General features: G+C 53.0%; 18 protein-coding genes. 12 read left to right on the top strand and 6 right to left on the bottom strand.

The window, feature by feature from the left end; translation table 11 throughout:
- Nucleotides 1-26: 26 nt before the first annotated feature.
- From PBOR_RS29970 to PBOR_RS29940, 8 genes are all read left to right on the top strand, one after another.
- Nucleotides 27-1,718: a type 2 periplasmic-binding domain-containing protein gene (locus tag PBOR_RS29970; RefSeq protein ID WP_042217556.1), complete on the top strand. Its 1,692-nt coding sequence runs from the start codon at nt 27-29 to the stop codon at nt 1,716-1,718.
- A gap of 91 nt (nt 1,719-1,809) precedes the next feature.
- Entirely contained in the window at nt 1,810-2,787 is a 978-nt protein-coding gene (locus tag PBOR_RS29965) for an ABC transporter permease (protein WP_042217554.1), read from the top strand.
- 47 nt (nt 2,788-2,834) lie between these two features.
- Nucleotides 2,835-3,749, top strand: coding sequence for a carbohydrate ABC transporter permease (locus PBOR_RS29960; protein ID WP_042217552.1), 915 nt, complete (start codon nt 2,835-2,837; stop codon nt 3,747-3,749).
- Between the two features lie 63 nt (nt 3,750-3,812).
- Nucleotides 3,813-4,829, top strand: a complete 1,017-nt coding sequence (locus PBOR_RS29955) for an endo-1,4-beta-xylanase (RefSeq protein ID WP_042217550.1) — start codon at nt 3,813-3,815, stop codon at nt 4,827-4,829.
- 113 nt (nt 4,830-4,942) lie between these two features.
- Nucleotides 4,943-5,140 (top strand): hypothetical protein, encoded by a 198-nt coding sequence (locus PBOR_RS37235; RefSeq protein ID WP_157764167.1) that lies wholly within the window; start codon nt 4,943-4,945, stop codon nt 5,138-5,140.
- Nucleotides 5,118-5,879, top strand: coding sequence for a methionine ABC transporter ATP-binding protein (locus PBOR_RS29950; protein ID WP_081972250.1), 762 nt, complete (start codon nt 5,118-5,120; stop codon nt 5,877-5,879). Before PBOR_RS37235 ends, PBOR_RS29950 begins: the two co-directional genes overlap by 23 nt.
- Nucleotides 5,872-6,534, top strand: coding sequence for a methionine ABC transporter permease (locus PBOR_RS29945; RefSeq protein ID WP_042217548.1), 663 nt, complete (start codon nt 5,872-5,874; stop codon nt 6,532-6,534). Before PBOR_RS29950 ends, PBOR_RS29945 begins: the two co-directional genes overlap by 8 nt.
- Before the next feature lie 87 nt (nt 6,535-6,621).
- On the top strand, nt 6,622-7,446 hold the full coding sequence (locus PBOR_RS29940) for a MetQ/NlpA family ABC transporter substrate-binding protein (protein ID WP_042220086.1): 825 nt from the start codon (nt 6,622-6,624) through the stop codon (nt 7,444-7,446).
- A 103-nt stretch (nt 7,447-7,549) separates the two neighbouring features.
- Here the strand turns inward: PBOR_RS29940 and PBOR_RS29935 are convergent, their stop codons facing one another.
- The 6 genes from PBOR_RS29935 to PBOR_RS29910 form a co-directional block, all read right to left on the bottom strand.
- Nucleotides 7,550-8,581, bottom strand: a complete 1,032-nt coding sequence (locus tag PBOR_RS29935; protein ID WP_042217546.1) for a metallophosphoesterase family protein — start codon at nt 8,579-8,581, stop codon at nt 7,550-7,552.
- A gap of 41 nt (nt 8,582-8,622) precedes the next feature.
- Nucleotides 8,623-8,964 (bottom strand): DMT family transporter, encoded by a 342-nt coding sequence (locus PBOR_RS29930; protein ID WP_042217545.1) that lies wholly within the window; start codon nt 8,962-8,964, stop codon nt 8,623-8,625.
- A complete protein-coding gene (locus PBOR_RS29925) occupies nt 8,961-9,869 on the bottom strand; it encodes an HAD family hydrolase (RefSeq protein WP_052429704.1) in 909 nt (302 codons plus the stop codon). Before PBOR_RS29925 ends, PBOR_RS29930 begins: the two co-directional genes overlap by 4 nt.
- Nucleotides 9,870-9,930: 61 nt before the next feature.
- Entirely contained in the window at nt 9,931-11,277 is a 1,347-nt protein-coding gene (locus PBOR_RS29920) for an ABC transporter substrate-binding protein (protein ID WP_042217543.1), read from the bottom strand.
- Between the two features lie 34 nt (nt 11,278-11,311).
- On the bottom strand, nt 11,312-12,148 hold the full coding sequence (locus tag PBOR_RS29915) for a carbohydrate ABC transporter permease (protein WP_042220084.1): 837 nt from the start codon (nt 12,146-12,148) through the stop codon (nt 11,312-11,314).
- A gap of 39 nt (nt 12,149-12,187) precedes the next feature.
- Entirely contained in the window at nt 12,188-13,093 is a 906-nt protein-coding gene (locus tag PBOR_RS29910) for a carbohydrate ABC transporter permease (RefSeq protein WP_174479835.1), read from the bottom strand.
- Nucleotides 13,094-13,291: 198 nt separating this feature from the next.
- Between PBOR_RS29910 and PBOR_RS29905 the strand changes: the two genes are divergently transcribed.
- The 4 genes from PBOR_RS29905 (at nt 13,292) to PBOR_RS35840 (ending at nt 16,741) form a co-directional block, all read left to right on the top strand.
- Nucleotides 13,292-13,855 carry a GbsR/MarR family transcriptional regulator gene (locus PBOR_RS29905; RefSeq protein WP_042217540.1) on the top strand — a complete coding sequence of 188 codons (564 nt, stop codon included), beginning with the start codon at nt 13,292-13,294 and terminating at the stop codon, nt 13,853-13,855.
- A gap of 644 nt (nt 13,856-14,499) precedes the next feature.
- Nucleotides 14,500-14,952 (top strand): Lrp/AsnC family transcriptional regulator, encoded by a 453-nt coding sequence (locus PBOR_RS29900; protein ID WP_042217538.1) that lies wholly within the window; start codon nt 14,500-14,502, stop codon nt 14,950-14,952.
- Between the two features lie 4 nt (nt 14,953-14,956).
- Nucleotides 14,957-15,928 (top strand): EamA family transporter, encoded by a 972-nt coding sequence (locus tag PBOR_RS29895; RefSeq protein WP_042217536.1) that lies wholly within the window; start codon nt 14,957-14,959, stop codon nt 15,926-15,928.
- A 27-nt stretch (nt 15,929-15,955) separates the two neighbouring features.
- Entirely contained in the window at nt 15,956-16,741 is a 786-nt protein-coding gene (locus PBOR_RS35840; RefSeq protein WP_052429703.1) for a helix-turn-helix domain-containing protein, read from the top strand.
- Nucleotides 16,742-16,776 lie beyond the last annotated feature (35 nt).

Here is a 16,776-nt window from a genome sequence, read left to right as displayed (position 1 = left end):
AGACCAACACATTATGGAGGTGCTTTATGGGGGGCAAGTCGAAAGCGATGTACAAGGTTTCCCTGATTGTTCTGTTATCCCTAAGCTTCGCGCTATCCGGCTGCGGGGGCAACAACAACAATACCGCAGGCAAAGCTGAAGAGACAGCTGCGGCAGGAACCGCTTCAGCTAACACGGAAGGCAAGATAGAACCGTTCAACGTAAGCGTATTTATCGGCGCGGCCGGACAACAGCCGACACCGGACAACAAGATCTACAAGAAGATCAAGGAAGAAACAGGAGCCACCTTCGATATGGAATTCCTGGCAGGCGACATTAACCAGAAGCTGGGCGTTATGATTGCCGGCCAGGATTACCCGGACCTCATGACCGGGAATACCAAGCTTACAGCAGCAGGGGCTTATATTCCGCTGGAAGACCTGATTGAAGAGTACGCGCCAAATTTGAAAGCGCATTATGCGGATTACTGGAACATGATGAAGGACCCGAATGACGGTCATATTTATATCCTGCCTAACTACGGTGTATACAATGGTAAGGTCAACAGCTCATGGTATTCGGGACCTGCCTTCTGGATTCAAAAAGCAGTCCTCAAGGAATTCAATTATCCGCAGGTGAAGACACTGGATCAATACTTTGACCTGATTGAGCAGTATAAGGCGAAATATCCGAAGATCGACGGAAGCCCGACGATAGGATTCGAAATTCTGAACTATGACTGGAAAAACTGGGGTCTGTTCAATGCGCCGCAGCATCTGATCGGCCATCCCAATGATGGCGGAGTGGTTGTAAATGACGGCGTAGCTGAGATTTTTGCAGACAAAGATTATGCGAAGCAATACTACCAGAAGCTGAATGAAATCAACCAGAAGGGTCTGATCGATAAAGAGACCTTTGTACAGAACTATGACCAGTATATGGCGAAGCTGTCCAGCGGTACCGTTCTGGGGATGTTCGACCAGCACTGGAACTTCAACGCTGCTGAGGATTCACTGACTACCCAAGGTAAAATTGAACGTACCTATGTAGGCCTTCCGCTCGTATATGACGAGTCGACCAAAGACTACTACCGCGATCTTGCGGTTCTGAACCTTAACAATGGCTTCGGCATCAGTATCAATGCCAAAAACGCCGTGCAGATTATCAAGCTGCTCGACACCCTGATCCAGGAAGACTGGCAGAAAACCTTCTCCTGGGGTGTTGAAGGCGAAGATTATATCGTGGAGAACGGCAGATTTATGAGAACCCAGGAACAGCGTGACAATGCAGCGGATGCCACCTGGCAGCTGGCCAACAAAGCCAAAGCGATGTTTGACTACCTGCCAAAAACAGAGGGAAGCTTCAGTGACGGCAACTCAACCGATGCCGCTGCACAGCCTGAAGAATACAAAGCGGGCCTGAAGCCTTTCGATAAGGAAGTGCTTGATGCGTATGGATATGACTCTTACGTGGACTTCTTCAGCGAACCGCCGGCCAACCCTGTCTATTATCCTGCCTGGTCCATCGACCTGATTGAAGGCTCGGATGCCAAAATAGCCAGTACTAAACTAAATGAGCTGCAGACCAAGTTCCTGCCTAAAGCCATTCTTGCCGACCCGGCTGACTTCGATTCCGTATGGACCGACTATACCGGACAGATCCAAAAGGCTAATGTGAAGGCTTATGAAGACAAGATCAATGAGCAGATTAAGTGGAGAATTGAGAACTGGAGTAAATAACGGAGCGTCTGTTTCCGGGATCAGGAGGTGGAGGGCCGGGTACCGGCCTTCCACCTGCTAAATTAATTTGATGGAGTAGGAGACAACGAATATGGATGAGACCCTAGAAATAGATACTGTCGTCCGGCATCCGAAGAAGAACCGAAAAAAGAAAAAGCAGCCGGTTACCTGGCGTTTGATTAAAAACCAGAATCAGCTTATTTGGATGTCAGTGCCCCTGATGCTCTATATTATCCTCTTTGCCTATGTTCCCGTTTGGGGCTGGACCATGGCTTTTCAGAACTACAAGCCGGCTAAGTCCTTCGGGGAGCAGGAATGGGTAGGACTTAAGCAATTCAAGTTTCTGTTTACCGATGATAACTTCATTCGTGTCCTGCGCAATACGCTGGCGATGGGGCTCATCAATCTGATTCTCGGTTTTGTTACGGCCATCGTGCTTGCGCTGCTGCTGAATGAAATCAAGAAAGTATTCTGGAAAAGAACCGTGCAGACGATCTCTTATCTGCCCCACTTCTTGTCCTGGATTATCGTTACCGGCATTGTGGCCACCTCGCTGTCCATCAATGACGGGATTGTGAATATCGTTCTGATGAAGCTGCATCTGATTAAAGAGCCGATCCTATGGCTCAGTGAAGGAAAGTATTTCTGGGGAATTGTAGGGGCATCGCATGTGTGGAAGGAAGTGGGCTGGAACACCATTATTTATCTGGCGGCCATTGCCTCCATTGATCCTGCACTTTATGAAGCTGCCGAAATTGACGGCGCTAACCGCTACAAGAAGATGATGTTTGTAACCTTGCCTGGCATTAAAGCAACGATTGTAATTCTGATGATTATGTCCATAGGACATGTCCTGGAAGCGGGCTTTGAAGTGCAGTACCTGCTCGGCAACGGGCTTGTTGTAGACTGGGCGGAAACGATAGATATCTTCGTGCTTAAATACGGGCTTGCCCAAGGGAATTATTCACTCGCGACTGCTGGCGGGATTTTCAAAACGGTCGTCAGCGTAACATTGCTGCTTATGGCTAATGGAATTTCTAAGCGGCTTGGGGAAGAGAGGCTGTTATAGTTATGGATAACCGACAAATTAGCCCTGGGCAACAAGCAGGCTTTACGATGAAAAAGAGCTTAGGCACCGGAAGGCTTGAACCGATTCTGTTTACCTCCTTCAATACGGTCTTTATGATCTGTCTGGTGCTTGTGACATTATATCCATTCATCAATACGATTGCTGTTTCATTTAACGAAGGGAATGATACGATCCGCGGCGGCATTTACTTATGGCCGAGAGAATGGACCTTTCAGAACTACAAGGCAATCTTTGCCACCGGAACTATTTTCGATGCTTTCCTGGTTTCAGTAGCCCGTACAGTGATTTCTACGATTCTTAACATTTTTCTGACCACCATGCTCGCTTACACCTTAAGCCGGAGGGAATATGTATTCCGCCAGCCGATTACGGTTATCTTTGTGCTAACGATGTATTTCAGCGCCGGTCTGATCCCGAACTATTTCCTGATCAAGGATCTGCACCTGTTGAACAGCTTTTGGGTGTATATTTTCCCGTCGATGATCAGCGCATTCAATATGATCGTCATCCGTACCTATATCGGAACCATCCCGGAGAGCCTGCTGGAATCGGCCAAAATTGACGGCGCCGGGGATTTCAAAATATTCATGCGGGTGGTGTTTCCGCTCTGCAAGCCGGTGCTGGCTACCATCGCACTGTTTGTGGCTGTCGGCGCGTGGAACTCCTGGTTTGATGCCTTTATCTATACCTCATCCAGACAGAACCTCAGTACGCTGCAATATGAGCTGATGAAGCTGCTGTCCTCAACGATGAATTCCAACAGCAACCCTACTGTACAAAACGGGGTGGGGATGGATCAGAATTCAGCAAGAGCAATGGTGACGCCGCTCTCCATACGGGCAGCCATCACAGTCGTGGCCTCTGTGCCAATCCTTATGGTGTACCCGTTTATGCAGAAGTATTTTGTCGTTGGCCTCAATGTCGGCAGTGTGAAAGAATAGGCGGCCGGACTGGCGCCTGCTCTGCCTGATCCGGGCTAATGTGAATAAGGAGTGTTGTTAGCTGTGAGAGAAAGACCGGACTTCAAGGAGCCTGCACTGAAAGCGGTGTTCGCAGATGATTTCAAGATCGGCGCAGCGGTCAATCCGCGGATGATTGCTTCTCAGGAAACGCTGCTGGCCTATCATTTCAACAGCATTACTGCCGAGAATGAGATGAAATTCGAGAGTCTGCATCCGGCAGAAGAAATCTATCGTTTCGGGGCGGCGGATCAGCTGGCAGCCTTTGCCCGGAAGCATGGCATGGCGATGCGCGGGCACACCCTCGTATGGCATAATCAGACAACCGATTGGCTGTTTGAGGACAAAACGCACGGCGCAGTAGACAAGAATACGCTGCTGGCCCGGCTCAAGGGTCATATTGAGACCGTGGTCGGGCGATACCGGGGAGATATTTATGCCTGGGATGTGGTCAATGAAGCTATTGCCGATGAAGGCGGGGAGCTGCTGCGCCCATCCAAATGGCTGGAGATTGCCGGACCTGACTTCATTGCCGAAGCGTTTCGGTACGCGCATGAAGCGGACCCGCAGGCGCTGCTCTTCTACAATGACTATAATGAATCCGACCCGCAGAAGCGGGACAAAATTTACACGCTCATGAAGTCCCTGATTGAGAAGGAGGTACCGGTGCACGGTGTCGGCTTGCAGGCTCACTGGAATCTGTATGATCCGGGCCTGGATGAGATCCGCACCGCGATTGAGAAATATGCTTCGCTCGGTCTTCAGCTGCAGCTTACGGAGCTGGATATGTCGCTGTTCCGTTTCGAGGACAGACGCATGGATCTTAAGGCTCCCCCTGAGGAGCTGCTTGAGCTGCAGGCGGAGCGGTACGAAGCCGTGTTCCGGCTGCTGAAGGAATATCGCGGGGTCATCTCCTCTGTCACCTTCTGGGGTGCAGCCGATGATTACACCTGGCTGGATGATTTCCCGGTCCGGGGACGGAAGAACTGGCCGTTTCTGTTCGATGAGAAGCATCAGCCGAAGCCTGCGTATCACCGGATTGTGCCGGGGAACCTGCGCTGAGCGGGGGAGATTTTTCTTGTAAAATAGCAAAAAAGGATGGGGTCCTATGAGGGCCGCATCCTTTTTTGCGTATATATAAGAATAATCCCAAACAGCCCAGGGGCATCCTTATAATGGGTATACCATCCGGAGCGCTTATAAATCATTTTGAGAAAAATGATGACACAGCGGAAGAAATGCCTTATTATTTAAAGAGATTTTTAATAAAACAGTTTTTAAATAATTATAGTACAATACAGCCGAAGGTGGAGAGCTTTAGTTCAGGCAGTCTATTGAGGAGGGCTTCATATTCTATCGCTGAGTCAGGTTAGCAAAAGCTTCGCTCTGAAGGAAGGCCCTTATACTGCTGTGGACGATGTATCGCTTGAAGTGAAGGCGGGTGCCATCCACGGTATTATCGGGGCAAGCGGTGCCGGCAAATCCACGCTACTGCGGCTGATCAATCTGCTGGAACGGCCCGATACGGGAACGGTGACTGTAGACGGCAAGCGGCTTACAGAGCTTCCGGACAAGGAGCTGCGGCAGCAGCGGCAAAGAATCGGCATGATCTTTCAGCAGTTCAATCTTGTCGGCAATGCCACTGTCAGCCGCAATGTGGCGATTCCGCTGGAGCTTGCCGGAGTGCCGCGTGCCACACGGATGAAGCGGGTGCTGGAATGTCTGCAATTTGTCGGGCTGGCGGACAAAGCGGACCAATACCCTGCACAGCTCAGCGGCGGGCAGCGCCAGCGGGTGGCCATTGCCCGGGCATTGGCGAACAATCCAAAGCTGCTGCTGTGCGACGAGCCGACCTCTGCGCTTGACCCGGGTACCACGGCGGATATCCTGGGTGTGCTCCGTCACATCAATGATTCACTCGGTGTTACCGTCGTTATAGTTACCCATGAGCTGGATGTCGTCCGGAGCATCTGCTCAGAGGTGTCTGTGATGGAAGACGGACGGATAGTGGATTCCTTTTCCCGGGATGAGGGCGGCTTTCTCCCGCCGGGGAGCCATTCAGGTTCCTACCGGGAGAGAATTACCGGAAGAACGGGGGAACCCTATGTTTGAGAGCATGCTGAAGTACCAGGATCAGATGTGGCAGTCGATCGGAGAGACCTTTGTGATGGTCGGAATCTCCGTAGGTGCTGCGCTGTTGCTGGGGCTTCCGCTGGGAACACTGCTGTATTTTTGCCGCAAAGGCCAGCTGTATGAGAACAGAAGCCTGTCGCTGGTGCTGAACAGCATCGTGAATGTGGTGCGTTCGTTTCCGTTCCTGCTGCTGGTGGTGGCTCTGATTCCATTCACCCGCCTGGTGGTGGGTACGGCAATTGGTACGATGGCGGCAACAGTGCCGTTATCTATCGTCGCTATTGCCTATTATTCACGGCTGGTGGAGCAGTCGCTGCTGGAGGTTCCGAGAGGAACGATTGAAGCTGCGCTATCCATGGGTGCATCCAGGCTGGGAGTCATCTTTAAGTTTCTGTATGTAGAGGCACGGTCCGGACTGGTGCTGGGACTGACTGCATCTACGATCAGCTTTATTTCTTTTTCAACAGTAATGGGTGTGGTCGGCGGCGGAGGGGTAGGCGATTTCGCTATCCGCTACGGATATCAGCGGTTCGAGACGGAAGTGATGATCTATGCCATTCTCGTCATGATTGTGCTGGTGCAATTGATTCAGTTCACAGGAAGTACGCTGGCAAGACTGCTGGATAAACGCTGAGAAACTATATAACAATGGGGGCTGGAGATAACAATGAAGAAGACGATGACTGCAGGAAACGGAACGGTCAAGAGAACCGGAACAAGAATGAAAGCTACCTTCGGATTAACACTGCTTGCATTAGCACTCGCGCTTGCGGGCTGCGGAAACAACAAGGAAGCGGAAGAGACACCGGCTGCCGCCAGCACTGAACCTGTGAAGATCAAAGTAGCCTCGCTGATTCCGCCGATGACGGATATCCTTGATATTGTGAAGCCAATTCTGAAAGAAGAAGGGGTGGACATGGAGGTTGTGGTGCTGTCCGATAATGTGCAGCCGAACGAAGCGCTGGCGAACAAAGAGGTGGACGCGAACTTCTTCCAGCATGTGCCTTACATGGAGCAGTTCAATGCCAGCAAAGATGCGAAGCTCGTTGCGGTTCAACCGGTGTATGATGCCATTTATGGCGGTTACTCCAAGCGCTACAAGAGCATTGATGAACTGCCTGAGGGCGCAACCCTGGTGATGGCGAACGATCCTTCCAATATCGGGCGCTCCCTGCAAATGTTCGCAGATGCCGGACTGATCACGCTGAAGGATGGGGTAGGGATTCAGGCGACCCAGGCTGACATTACCGCCAATACCAAGAACTTTAAGTTCGAAGAGGTAGATCTCTTGATGCTGGCCCGGATGCTGGATGATGCAGATCTGGTAGCGATGACGCCTGCTTATGCCAGCCCGCTCGGCCTGACCCCTAAGAAGGATGCGCTGATTACCGAAGGTGAGGATTCCGCATTCACCATCACGCTTGTTGCCCGTGAGGACAACAAGGATTCCGAGGCGATCCAGAAGCTGGCCAAAGCGATCAGCGGCCCGGAAGTGAAGAAGTTCCTTGAGGATAATTACGCGGATATCGCGCTGCCTGCTTTTTGAGTGAGCTTAGATTGCATCCGCAAACCGGATGTTAGTGCTATTCAGCCTGTACGCACAGCAGCCTTCTCCATATAGACGGAGAAGGCTGTTTTTATTGCAGCTATTATAATGAAGCTTGGTTATTTAATATGGACTTTTCAGAAGATTGCCCAGGTACACTAACGGTGTTAACAACCTCATATTGCGCTGCTTCGATCCAGCTTCCCGTGGTGAAATCACGTCCCCGGATAAGCACTTTGTCAGCGTAGACCTCCACATAGAAGCCCTGGCTGCCAGTCTTGTGCTCATCCGCATTCGTCCAGAGATAGGCCACAGAAGCGGCATTGAACATAGTAGCTGTCTCCCCGTTGCCGGGGTGCATCGTATTATCGACCTCAAGCTCCCAGTGGGTATGCCCGGTGAAGAGCAGAGTCTGCGGATACTTCGCCAGAATGGAGCGCAGCTCCTTATCCTGTGTGACGCCATACCATTCCTGAGACTCCAATGAGCCGGCTACCGTATCCTTCAGCGGCTGATGCAGGAAGAGGAAGATAGGCCGTTCTGTAAGTGCTGCTGCGCCAGATTCCAGCTCCAGCTCCAGCTGCCCGTCAAGCTCATGAGCAACCGGAGGCTGCATGTAAATCTCCAGGTCATCCACCACCCGCGTTCCGGGGAACGGTCCGACAGCTGCTTTTTCCCCAAGCTTCCGGTCCAGCCACTTAAGCTGTTCGTCCGACAGATTGCAGAACGTGGGCAGACCCTCCTCAGTTCCAAGGAAGATGAAATGATAGCCGCCGATCCAATGGTCATGATAGGGACCAGGCATACCCATACGGGAGGTGTACATCGCAAGGCGTGATTCCCAGTGGCCGAGGCCCACATCATGGTTGCCCAGGGTGTAGAGGATCTCCGGCAGCGATGCCTGATGCAGCTGAAGAATACGGTGAACCTCCGCATATTCCTCCGCGAAGCCATGATCCGTGATATCCCCGATATGCATAATTCCGCTGCTGCCCTGCGCATGGACGGCCAAATCCTGCAGTGCCCGTCCGAAATTCAGATTGTATTCATGTGCCGGATCGGCCGTGACATGGGTGTCGGTAATAATCTGGAAGGTTAACAGCGGCGGTTGTCCGCCATGTCCGCTTGTGTTCATTCGCTGGGAGAGCCTCCTTTGATGATGTATGAATAATCTTCCTAATGTCCCTTGGCGCTAATGTTTAGGCCCACAATGCCGGCTACGATTACGGTCACCCACAAGAGTGAGGAGAAGGTCAACCGTTCTTCAAAGAACATAGCCCCCACAATCGAGATCAGGATGATGCCTGCCCCCGACCATACCGCATAAGCAACTCCAACTCTGATGGAGGTAAGGGCAACATTGAGCGAGGTGAAGCTGATCCCGTAGAACAGGAACATCAGCACGGAGGGCCAGGGCCGGGTGAAGCCGTGGGAGATTTTCATCGAAATGGTGCCGGAGAGCTCGAACACAATCGCCAGCGTGAGAAACACCCAAGCCAGCGCCCCTTCGGCCTTCATCGTACCATCCTTCCTATACCAAGCTCCGCATAAGACTGCACCAAACAATCCGCATCCGGCAAAAGACTGCGTACAGTCCGTGTAGCTGCCGTCCGGCTGCTTCCGGCAGCGGTGTCTGCGTGTGCGTTAGCCGCATTCACGTCTGTTGCGCTGCTGGCGGCAGCTGCAACTGCTCTAGTCGCCGCCGCAGCTGCCGGTCCGGCTGCCGCAGTGCCGGTAATCCCGATGGCCACAGCCGTCCCGGCGGCCTTGGCCATCCGCATATCGCCGTTCGTGTCGCCGATCACGGCAGCTTTGGCTGGCTGCACCCCCAGCCGCTCACAGGCCAGCAGCGCCATGTCGGGGAAGGGCTTGCCGCGCTCCACCTGATCCGTGCCGATCACGGCGTTGAAATATCCGCGGATGCCGATCCAGCGGAGGTGATTCTCCGCCGCTGCGGTTTCATCAGCAGTGACTACGGCCAGCGGAATTCCTTCGGCTGCGCACTCGTCGAGGAAATTCAGCAGGCCGGGGAGCGGGAGCACTGGCTTGCTCTGTTCCATTAACGCATCTGCTTCTTGCCGGCAGAGGTCGACCAGTTCCATCGATTCGGCCCAGGATAAGCCAAGTAGATAGCCCTGCCAGGACAGTATGGCATAGAGATCATTCATGGTGCCCATGGCCAGGGGGCCGTTGCGGTCATAATCAACAATTCTGCCGCTTGCATCGTGAACGGTACCGAGCAGCGAGGCCAGGTGTTGCACCGGAAATTCAAGGCCGTGCTGCTGGAGCTGCCGGGTGAACTGTGCGAGGAAACACTCGCCCCAGCTGCCCCAGAGTGAGACGAACTCCAGGAGGGTGCCATCCTTGTCGAACAGGATGGCGGATATGGAATGCTCCCCGTGCGGGGTAATGAGCGTAGGCATGCAGCTGTCCTCCTGTGTCTAATCGTTCATTTCATGAAATATTTAGATCATTAATTGCCGGTTATTTCAGTTTATCCAGCGCCGCCTGGGCGGTTTGCTGCGCTTCCTTAAGGGCTTCGGCTGCCGGAATATTCTCAATCTGCACCTTGTCCGCAGCGATTGTCAGGGCATCGTTGATTTTACCGCCGGTAGGGTCCTGGAAGGGAGCGGAGGCATGGGAGGCCTGCTGTAACGGGATTTTGATCTGCGGATTAGTCTCACTGAATGTGACGAATGCCGGATCTTCGAGTGCAGACTGGCGTACGGAAATATATCCGGTGTTAATGGACCAGAAGGCGGTATTCTCGGAGTTCGTGAAGTAGGTCAGCCATTTCATAGCGGCCTGCTGCTCAGCATCTCCGGCCTTGGCAGGAATACCGGCCATAATCGCCTGGGCTACAGGCTTGCCTTCGCCGACTCCGGCCCAGCCCGGCTGCTCCATCGCAGAGACGATGCTGAAGTCGAGATCGCCCTGGTCGCCGCTGGAGCCGGTGTATCCGGCCGCCTGGCCTTTCATTACATCGTCAATCGTCTTGTACCAGTACTCCCAGCCTTGTCCGCCGGAGTGAATGCGCATGGTCTTCTCTTCATGAATCGCCTGGCGGAAGAAGTCCCAGGTCTCGATCCATTCAGGGGAGTCGATCGTAACTGTCTTGCCATCCTCACTTAGAATGTTGCCGCCCTTACTGAGTACAGCGTCAATCATATTGCCCGAGCCCCACATCGGCTCCCAGCCGTAGAAGCTGGTTTTGCCGCCTTCTGTCACTGTCATTTTCTTGGCAGCTGCAGCGAGGTCTTCCCAGGTCTTAATCTGGCTGGCATCAATGCCGCTTTTCTCAAAAGCATCCTTACGGTAGTACATCACCTGTGTTGTTCCATACATCGGGAGGAAGTACTGCTTGCCGTCAACCTGGCCCTGGCTAAGGAAGGTCTGGACGAAATCCGCCTGATTGAAGTCCGGCTGCCCGGCAATCAGCTCATCCATCGCTGCGAAATAACCTTTGCGGGCCCAGTCTATATTGGAGGAGAGCACGGCTGCCGGAACCTGGCCGGTAGCGATAGCTGCCTGAAGCTTCTGTTCGGTTTCTGTATAATCTGCCTGCACAATGCCCTTGACGATGACCTCCTGCTGGGAGGCATTGAATTTCTGAATGAGCGATTCCATATTTTCACCGAGCTTGCCGCCGAGTCCATACCAGAATTCAATGGTTACCGGTGCGCTTGAAGCAGGAGCCGCATCAGCGGCAGGTACTGTGGCCGCACCGTCAGCTGCCGTAACATTACCCGAAGCAGAATTACCGCCACAAGCAGTGAGTACGGAAAGTCCGGCGATCATGGATACTGCAGACAATCTTTTGAATACGTTCATCATCATTCTCCTCTTTGTTTGGAAGTGTTAGATTTCAGCCTTTACTGGAGCCTGCGGTCATGTTGACACTTTGCATAATCGTTTTCTGCGCCAGCAGGAAGACAAGCAGCAGCGGGGCGATCGTGAAGGCGCTGGCGGCCATGATGAGCGGCCATTTCAGTCCGTATGCACCTCCTTCCACGAAGAAGCTGCGCAGACCGGCAGAGACGAGCTGCAGGCTGGGGTCCTTGGTAATCAGCATCGGCCAGAAATAGTTGTTGTACTGATCAATGAAGGTAATCAGCGCCAGCACGGCGAAGGATGACCGCGTTACCGGCACCAGCACCGTCCAGAGAATCCGCATATGCGAAGCACCATCCACTTCACCCGCCTCCACCAGTTCATGCGAGACCTGCAGGAAGGCTTGTCTGATCAGGAAGATCGAGAAGATACTTACACAATTAGAGAGAATCAGGCCGGCATAGGAGTTGAGCAGATGAAGCTCAGACAGTACCAGATATCCGGGCAGATAGACAGCTGTAGCCGGAACCATATAACCAAACAGGATGACTCCGGCAAAAACACCCTTCAGGCGGAATTTCATATGCGTCAGCGCATACGCCATCATCCCGGAATTGATCGTCTGGAGGATGACAATGGAGACAGCCACGAAGATGCTGTTGCCCATATATCTGGCGAAGGGCGCCTCGTTCCAGGCTGCGGCGAAATTCCCCCAGAGCGGCACCTCTGGCCAGAGCGTAGGCGGGGAGCGCCAGATTTCATCATTGGTTTTGAGTGCGCTGGTAACCATCCAGTAGAACGGAAAAGCCATCAGCAGAGCAAGCACGGCGAAAAAAATCTGGCGGGCCGGTCCGCTGAGACGTGTGAGCATACGCAAGCGGTGAGACCTCCTTGTGGAAAATATAAAGTTCTATTGATAATGGGTGGTCCGCTTGCTGATGCTGAAAGAAAACACGGACAGCAGCATGCAGAGGAAGACCAGGACGACAGCTACAGTGGAAGCCTCTCCGATCTGGAACGATTCGAAGGCGGACTGATAATACAGGTACAGCAGGGTGCGGGTTGAGCCGGACGGTCCGCCCTGCGTCAGTACATTGATCTGATCGTAGGACTGAAGTGCCGAGATGAGCTGCACCACGAACAGAAACAGGGTCGTTGGCGAGATCAGCGGCAGCGTGATGCGGAAGAACTTCTGCACCGCACTTGCCCCGTCAAGCTCCCCGGCTTCCAGCAGATCGGAAGGCACATTCCGCAGCGCCACCAGATAGAAGATCATCGCCCAGCCTACTGATTTCCAGATCGTTACGAGCAGCACGCCAATCAGCGCCCACTTGGGATCCTGCAGCCAGCCGATCGGCTCAAGGCCGAAGAAGCCAAGTACTGTATTGGCAAGCCCGACATCAGGCTCATAAATCCAGGACCAGACGATGGATACGGCAACCGTCGGCGTGACCCAAGGCGAGAACAGCAGCACCTGATAGAGTGCGGAGCCCTTCAGCTTGCGGTTCATCAGCAGGGCAAGGCCCAGTCCCAGCAGGATGATGGGCAGCACACTGCCGGCGCAGAAGAGCACGGTTACTCTTAATGCTTTGTAAAAAGCCGGATTGCTGAGCAGGTCGGTATAATTCTGCAGGCCGACGAAGGTCTTCTCCGGGCTCATGAAATCCCATTCCGTGAAGCTGAGATACAGCACATACAGCAGCGGGGCCAGCCAGAATAGGGCAAACGGGACCATTGCCGGCAGCGTGAACAGCACGGGCTTCAATCCGCTAATAAGCTTTGAACGTGTCATCTTCGTTCCAATACCCCATTCCATCTACATTGTTTTGTGCGTTATAATGCAGAGGACTGCTCCTCTGTTCAAAAAAAATTGTACACTCATGGGCGAGCCTTGTGGTCAAGCGGAAGTAAACATACTTCGGAATTTGTGTAAAATTTGTAGTAAGTCTGCCGCAAAGCTTCGGTTTTGTGTAATGTAGAGAGAATGATTCTATTCGAAAAGAGGTGCTACCTTATGAAACAGGCCGCATTTGGCGAGGACAACCCGCATCGTTCTCCACGGGAGCAGCTGCTCGGCCCGATGATTGATGCCATAGCGCAGACGATGGATTTGTATGGAGCGAATTATTCGTTCGGGCAGCTGTATGGAATTATGTTCTTTGAGGACAAGCCGATGACGCTGGAGGAAATGAAGCAGGTCATGAATATGAGCAAAAGCAATATGAGCTACGGTGTCCGCTCTCTGATCGCTTCGCGGATGGTTACGAAGCTGGAGGAGAAGCGTGAGCGGAAGGAGCTGTATGCGGCGGAGACGGATTTCTTCCAGGCCTTCCGGAACTTCTTCACGCTGAAGCTTCAGCGGGAGATTGATGTGATGCAGGAGGCGATGGGGACGGCTGTGCCTGAACTGCAGGCGCTGATCGATGCGGCGGACACTCCCGAAGAAGAGCGGCAGGCCTGCCTCAGGGATCTGGACAAGCTGAAGCATGCCGCTGAATATTATGTCTGGCTCCAGCAGTTCGTGTCGGGGCTTGCGGAAGGAACGGTGTTCGGCGGCGGATTACCGGGCAGGGAGTAGCTGCTGTGCTCGGGGAAGAAGTTGCCGCTGGGAACACAACTGTGGGGGAGACCGATATCCTGCGAAAACAGGAACCGGACTGACAATCCCCTATTTGGCGAAAATCTCCTGTTATTTTGCCTATGCGGACTCAGATTCCGCTAAATGTCTGAAGACCATCGTTTAGGCGTGTCTGGAAGTAAATAGAGGATTCTGAGTCCGTTTGCCCGGAAAAAGTTGTCCTTTTCGTAAAATAGGGTCCTCTCAATCCGGGTCAGTATGGTTTAGGTATGCCGAACGGGTTCAACCTAACCTAACCCAACCCAACCCAACCCAGTCTGTTTACTCATCGGCCAGCCAGTTACGTTACACTCTTGTCGTTCCGCCCCAGTCTGGAGTTCAGCTGCAAATAATTCTCCAGCATCATCCCGCTCAAGCAGTGGCCCAGACCAGCTTTTCCGGCTGGAGGGTCAAGACTTGAGTTTTTGGCGTGTTCAAACGCACCTACGATTCGTTATTCCTATGATGGATTTGAGCCGGTTCTGTAACGATTAAGGTGATTATTTCCCTTTAAGATTACGAATCGTTTGAGTTTTCTTTTGAACTCTAACGATTAGTCATTAATTGAAGGAATCATGCTATAATTTTGCCCAGGAGGCGGTCTTGTGGATGAACTCGATATCAGAATTCTAAAGTTGCTGGAAGAGAACGGGAGACTGTCCCATGAAGAGATCGGCAAGCTGCTGCATATCTCCCGGCCGTCGGTGCATCAGAGGGTCGGCAAGCTGGAGAAGAGCGGCGTGATCAAGGGCTACAGGGGAATTGTGGACTGGAGCAAGCTGGACCAGAAGATCAAAGTCATGATCTCCGTGAAGGTGGTCAGCCAGGGCTTTAAGGAGGCAGCAGACCAGATTATCCGCATACAAATCCCGGGAGTGAGCATCATCGAATGCCAGCGGCTGGCGGGAGAGTGGTGCATGTTGCTTAAGGTGAGGGTGACCTCGCCGGAAGAGCTTACGCTGCTGCTAGATGAAATTCTCCGTATTCCTGACATTAAGGAAACCTCGACTACTTTTATTTTATCTACTATATATGAAGACGGATTGAAGGGGGTATAGCAGCATGCGGGAGAAGAAGAAAGTGAATCCGGTGTACGTGGTTGGTATTGCGCTATTGTGCGTTTACTTGTTTTGGGGAGGCACCTATGTCGGCATGAAGATTGCGATTGAGACGATGCCGCCTTTTCTGATGGCTGGAGTGCGGTTTTTTGCAGCCGGCGCAGTGCTCTATATTATTGCCAGATTAAGCGGAGCGAAGCGTCCGGCAGGGCGCGAGTGGCGGTCTTCGGCGATTGTCGGCGCCTTGCTGCTGCTTGGAGGCAACGGTGTAGTGGCCTGGTCAGAGCAAAGAGTATCTTCATCTATCGCTTCACTGATCGTGGCGGCAGTGCCCGTCTGGATGATGCTGATGGGCTGGTTTGGCCGCGGCGGCAAACGTCCGAATACCGGTGTCATCGCCGGCATTGTACTGGGGCTGGTGGGCATCGCCGTGCTGGTCTTCCAGCCGGGGAAGGGGGATACGGGTACCGCCACCGATCTGATCGGGATTATCACCCTGCTGGCAGCTTCCATAAGCTGGGCAATAGGTTCCATGTATTCACGAAGCGCCGCAATGCCGGATTCCCCGCTGATGTCGACGGCAGCACAGATGCTGACGGGAGGCGCGCTGTTGATGGTTTTCTCCTATTTTACCGGCGACTGGTCCAGACTTGATATCTCCGGCATTTCTATGCGCTCGTACCTGGCTCTCGGGTATCTGATCATCTTCGGCTCTATCATCGGTTACACGGCCTATATCTGGCTGCTTAAGAATGCCGACGCTTCTCTGGTCTCAACCTATGCCTTCGTCAACCCGGTAGTGGCTGTGTTGCTTGGCTGGCTGCTGGTCGGTGAACAGCTTACCTTGAATACACTGACTGCAGCCGTAATTATTATTGCAGCGGTCGTCTTGGTGACTATTTTCCGCGGCAAGCCGCAGCGGGCGGCAACTCAAGCAGCGCTTGATATACAAAAACAGCAGCGTTCGGTACACTGAGAGCATCTTAGCCGAAGGGGTGGAAGCATGTTTGACATGTTGAAGGTGGGCAGGAATATCGTTAGATTGAGAGGAGCCGCCGGGCTTACGCAAATGGGGCTCGCAGATCAGCTGGGGATCAGCTATCAGGCAGTCAGCAACTGGGAGAGAGGCGCGAGTATGCCGGATATCTCCAAGCTTCCGGAGCTGGCGGAAATCTTTGGTGTCGGGATCGGCGAGATCCTCGGAGAAGGGCAGGGGCAAAGCTCCGGGATTATCGAAAGTGTGCTGGATCAGACCACGGGTGATTATTTCCAGCGGGGAGAAGGCACTGCACAAGAACTTTCGGACCTTGCGCCATTGCTGCAGAATGAACAGATCGGCGAAGCGTTTGAGCATGTGAAGGAGGGGGCGGCAGTAGACGATCTGTTGGCACTGGCTCCATTCTTGAGTGAAGAGACCCTGGATAAGTGCGCCAAGCAGGTGTTTGAACGGGAAGGGATGGAGTCGCTGCTGAAGCTGGCCCCGTTTGTCAGTGAAGAGGCACTTGACGAACTGGCAAAGACGGTCTTTATGAAAGAAGGCTCAAGAGCGCTGCCGCCGCTGGCCCCGTTTGTAAGCGAAGAGGCACTTGACGAACTGGCAAAGGCGGTCTTTACGAAAGAAGGCTCAAGAGCGCTGCCGCCGCTGGCCCCGTTTGTAAGTGAGGAGACGCTGGACGAATTAGCAGAGGCTATATTTAAAAAAGAAGGCTCGAAAGCGCTGCTGCCCCTGGCCCCGTTCCTCAGTGAGGAGATTCTGGACGAGCTTGTGCCGCAAGCTTTCACTAAATAACCACCTTCTGCTGACGGGTTCCGGTACGCTATGAT

It is taken from the genome of Paenibacillus borealis, assembly GCF_000758665.1.
GTDB lineage: Bacteria > Bacillota > Bacilli > Paenibacillales > Paenibacillaceae > Paenibacillus_AQ > Paenibacillus_AQ borealis.
This window is presented reverse-complemented; position numbering and strand designations above follow the sequence as displayed.

Bases quoted from the DNA above. Each gene is read 5' to 3' on its own strand.
- PBOR_RS29970 (WP_042217556.1), top strand. From the start codon at position 27: ATGGGGGGCAAGTCGAAAGCGATGTACAAGGTTTCCCTGATTGTTCTG.
- PBOR_RS29965 (WP_042217554.1), top strand. From the start codon at position 1,810: ATGGATGAGACCCTAGAAATAGATACTGTCGTCCGGCATCCGAAGAAG.
- PBOR_RS29960 (WP_042217552.1), top strand. From the start codon at position 2,835: ATGAAAAAGAGCTTAGGCACCGGAAGGCTTGAACCGATTCTGTTTACC.
- PBOR_RS37235 (WP_157764167.1), top strand. From the start codon at position 4,943: ATGGGTATACCATCCGGAGCGCTTATAAATCATTTTGAGAAAAATGAT.
- PBOR_RS29945 (WP_042217548.1), top strand. From the start codon at position 5,872: ATGTTTGAGAGCATGCTGAAGTACCAGGATCAGATGTGGCAGTCGATC.
- PBOR_RS29940 (WP_042220086.1), top strand. From the start codon at position 6,622: ATGAAAGCTACCTTCGGATTAACACTGCTTGCATTAGCACTCGCGCTT.
- PBOR_RS29935 (WP_042217546.1), bottom strand. From the start codon at position 8,581: ATGAACACAAGCGGACATGGCGGACAACCGCCGCTGTTAACCTTCCAG.
- PBOR_RS29930 (WP_042217545.1), bottom strand. From the start codon at position 8,964: ATGAAGGCCGAAGGGGCGCTGGCTTGGGTGTTTCTCACGCTGGCGATT.
- PBOR_RS29925 (WP_052429704.1), bottom strand. From the start codon at position 9,869: ATGCCTACGCTCATTACCCCGCACGGGGAGCATTCCATATCCGCCATC.
- PBOR_RS29920 (WP_042217543.1), bottom strand. From the start codon at position 11,277: ATGAACGTATTCAAAAGATTGTCTGCAGTATCCATGATCGCCGGACTT.
- PBOR_RS29915 (WP_042220084.1), bottom strand. From the start codon at position 12,148: ATGCTCACACGTCTCAGCGGACCGGCCCGCCAGATTTTTTTCGCCGTG.
- PBOR_RS29910 (WP_174479835.1), bottom strand. From the start codon at position 13,093: ATGGAATGGGGTATTGGAACGAAGATGACACGTTCAAAGCTTATTAGC.
- PBOR_RS29905 (WP_042217540.1), top strand. From the start codon at position 13,292: ATGAAACAGGCCGCATTTGGCGAGGACAACCCGCATCGTTCTCCACGG.
- PBOR_RS29895 (WP_042217536.1), top strand. From the start codon at position 14,957: ATGCGGGAGAAGAAGAAAGTGAATCCGGTGTACGTGGTTGGTATTGCG.
- PBOR_RS35840 (WP_052429703.1), top strand. From the start codon at position 15,956: ATGTTTGACATGTTGAAGGTGGGCAGGAATATCGTTAGATTGAGAGGA.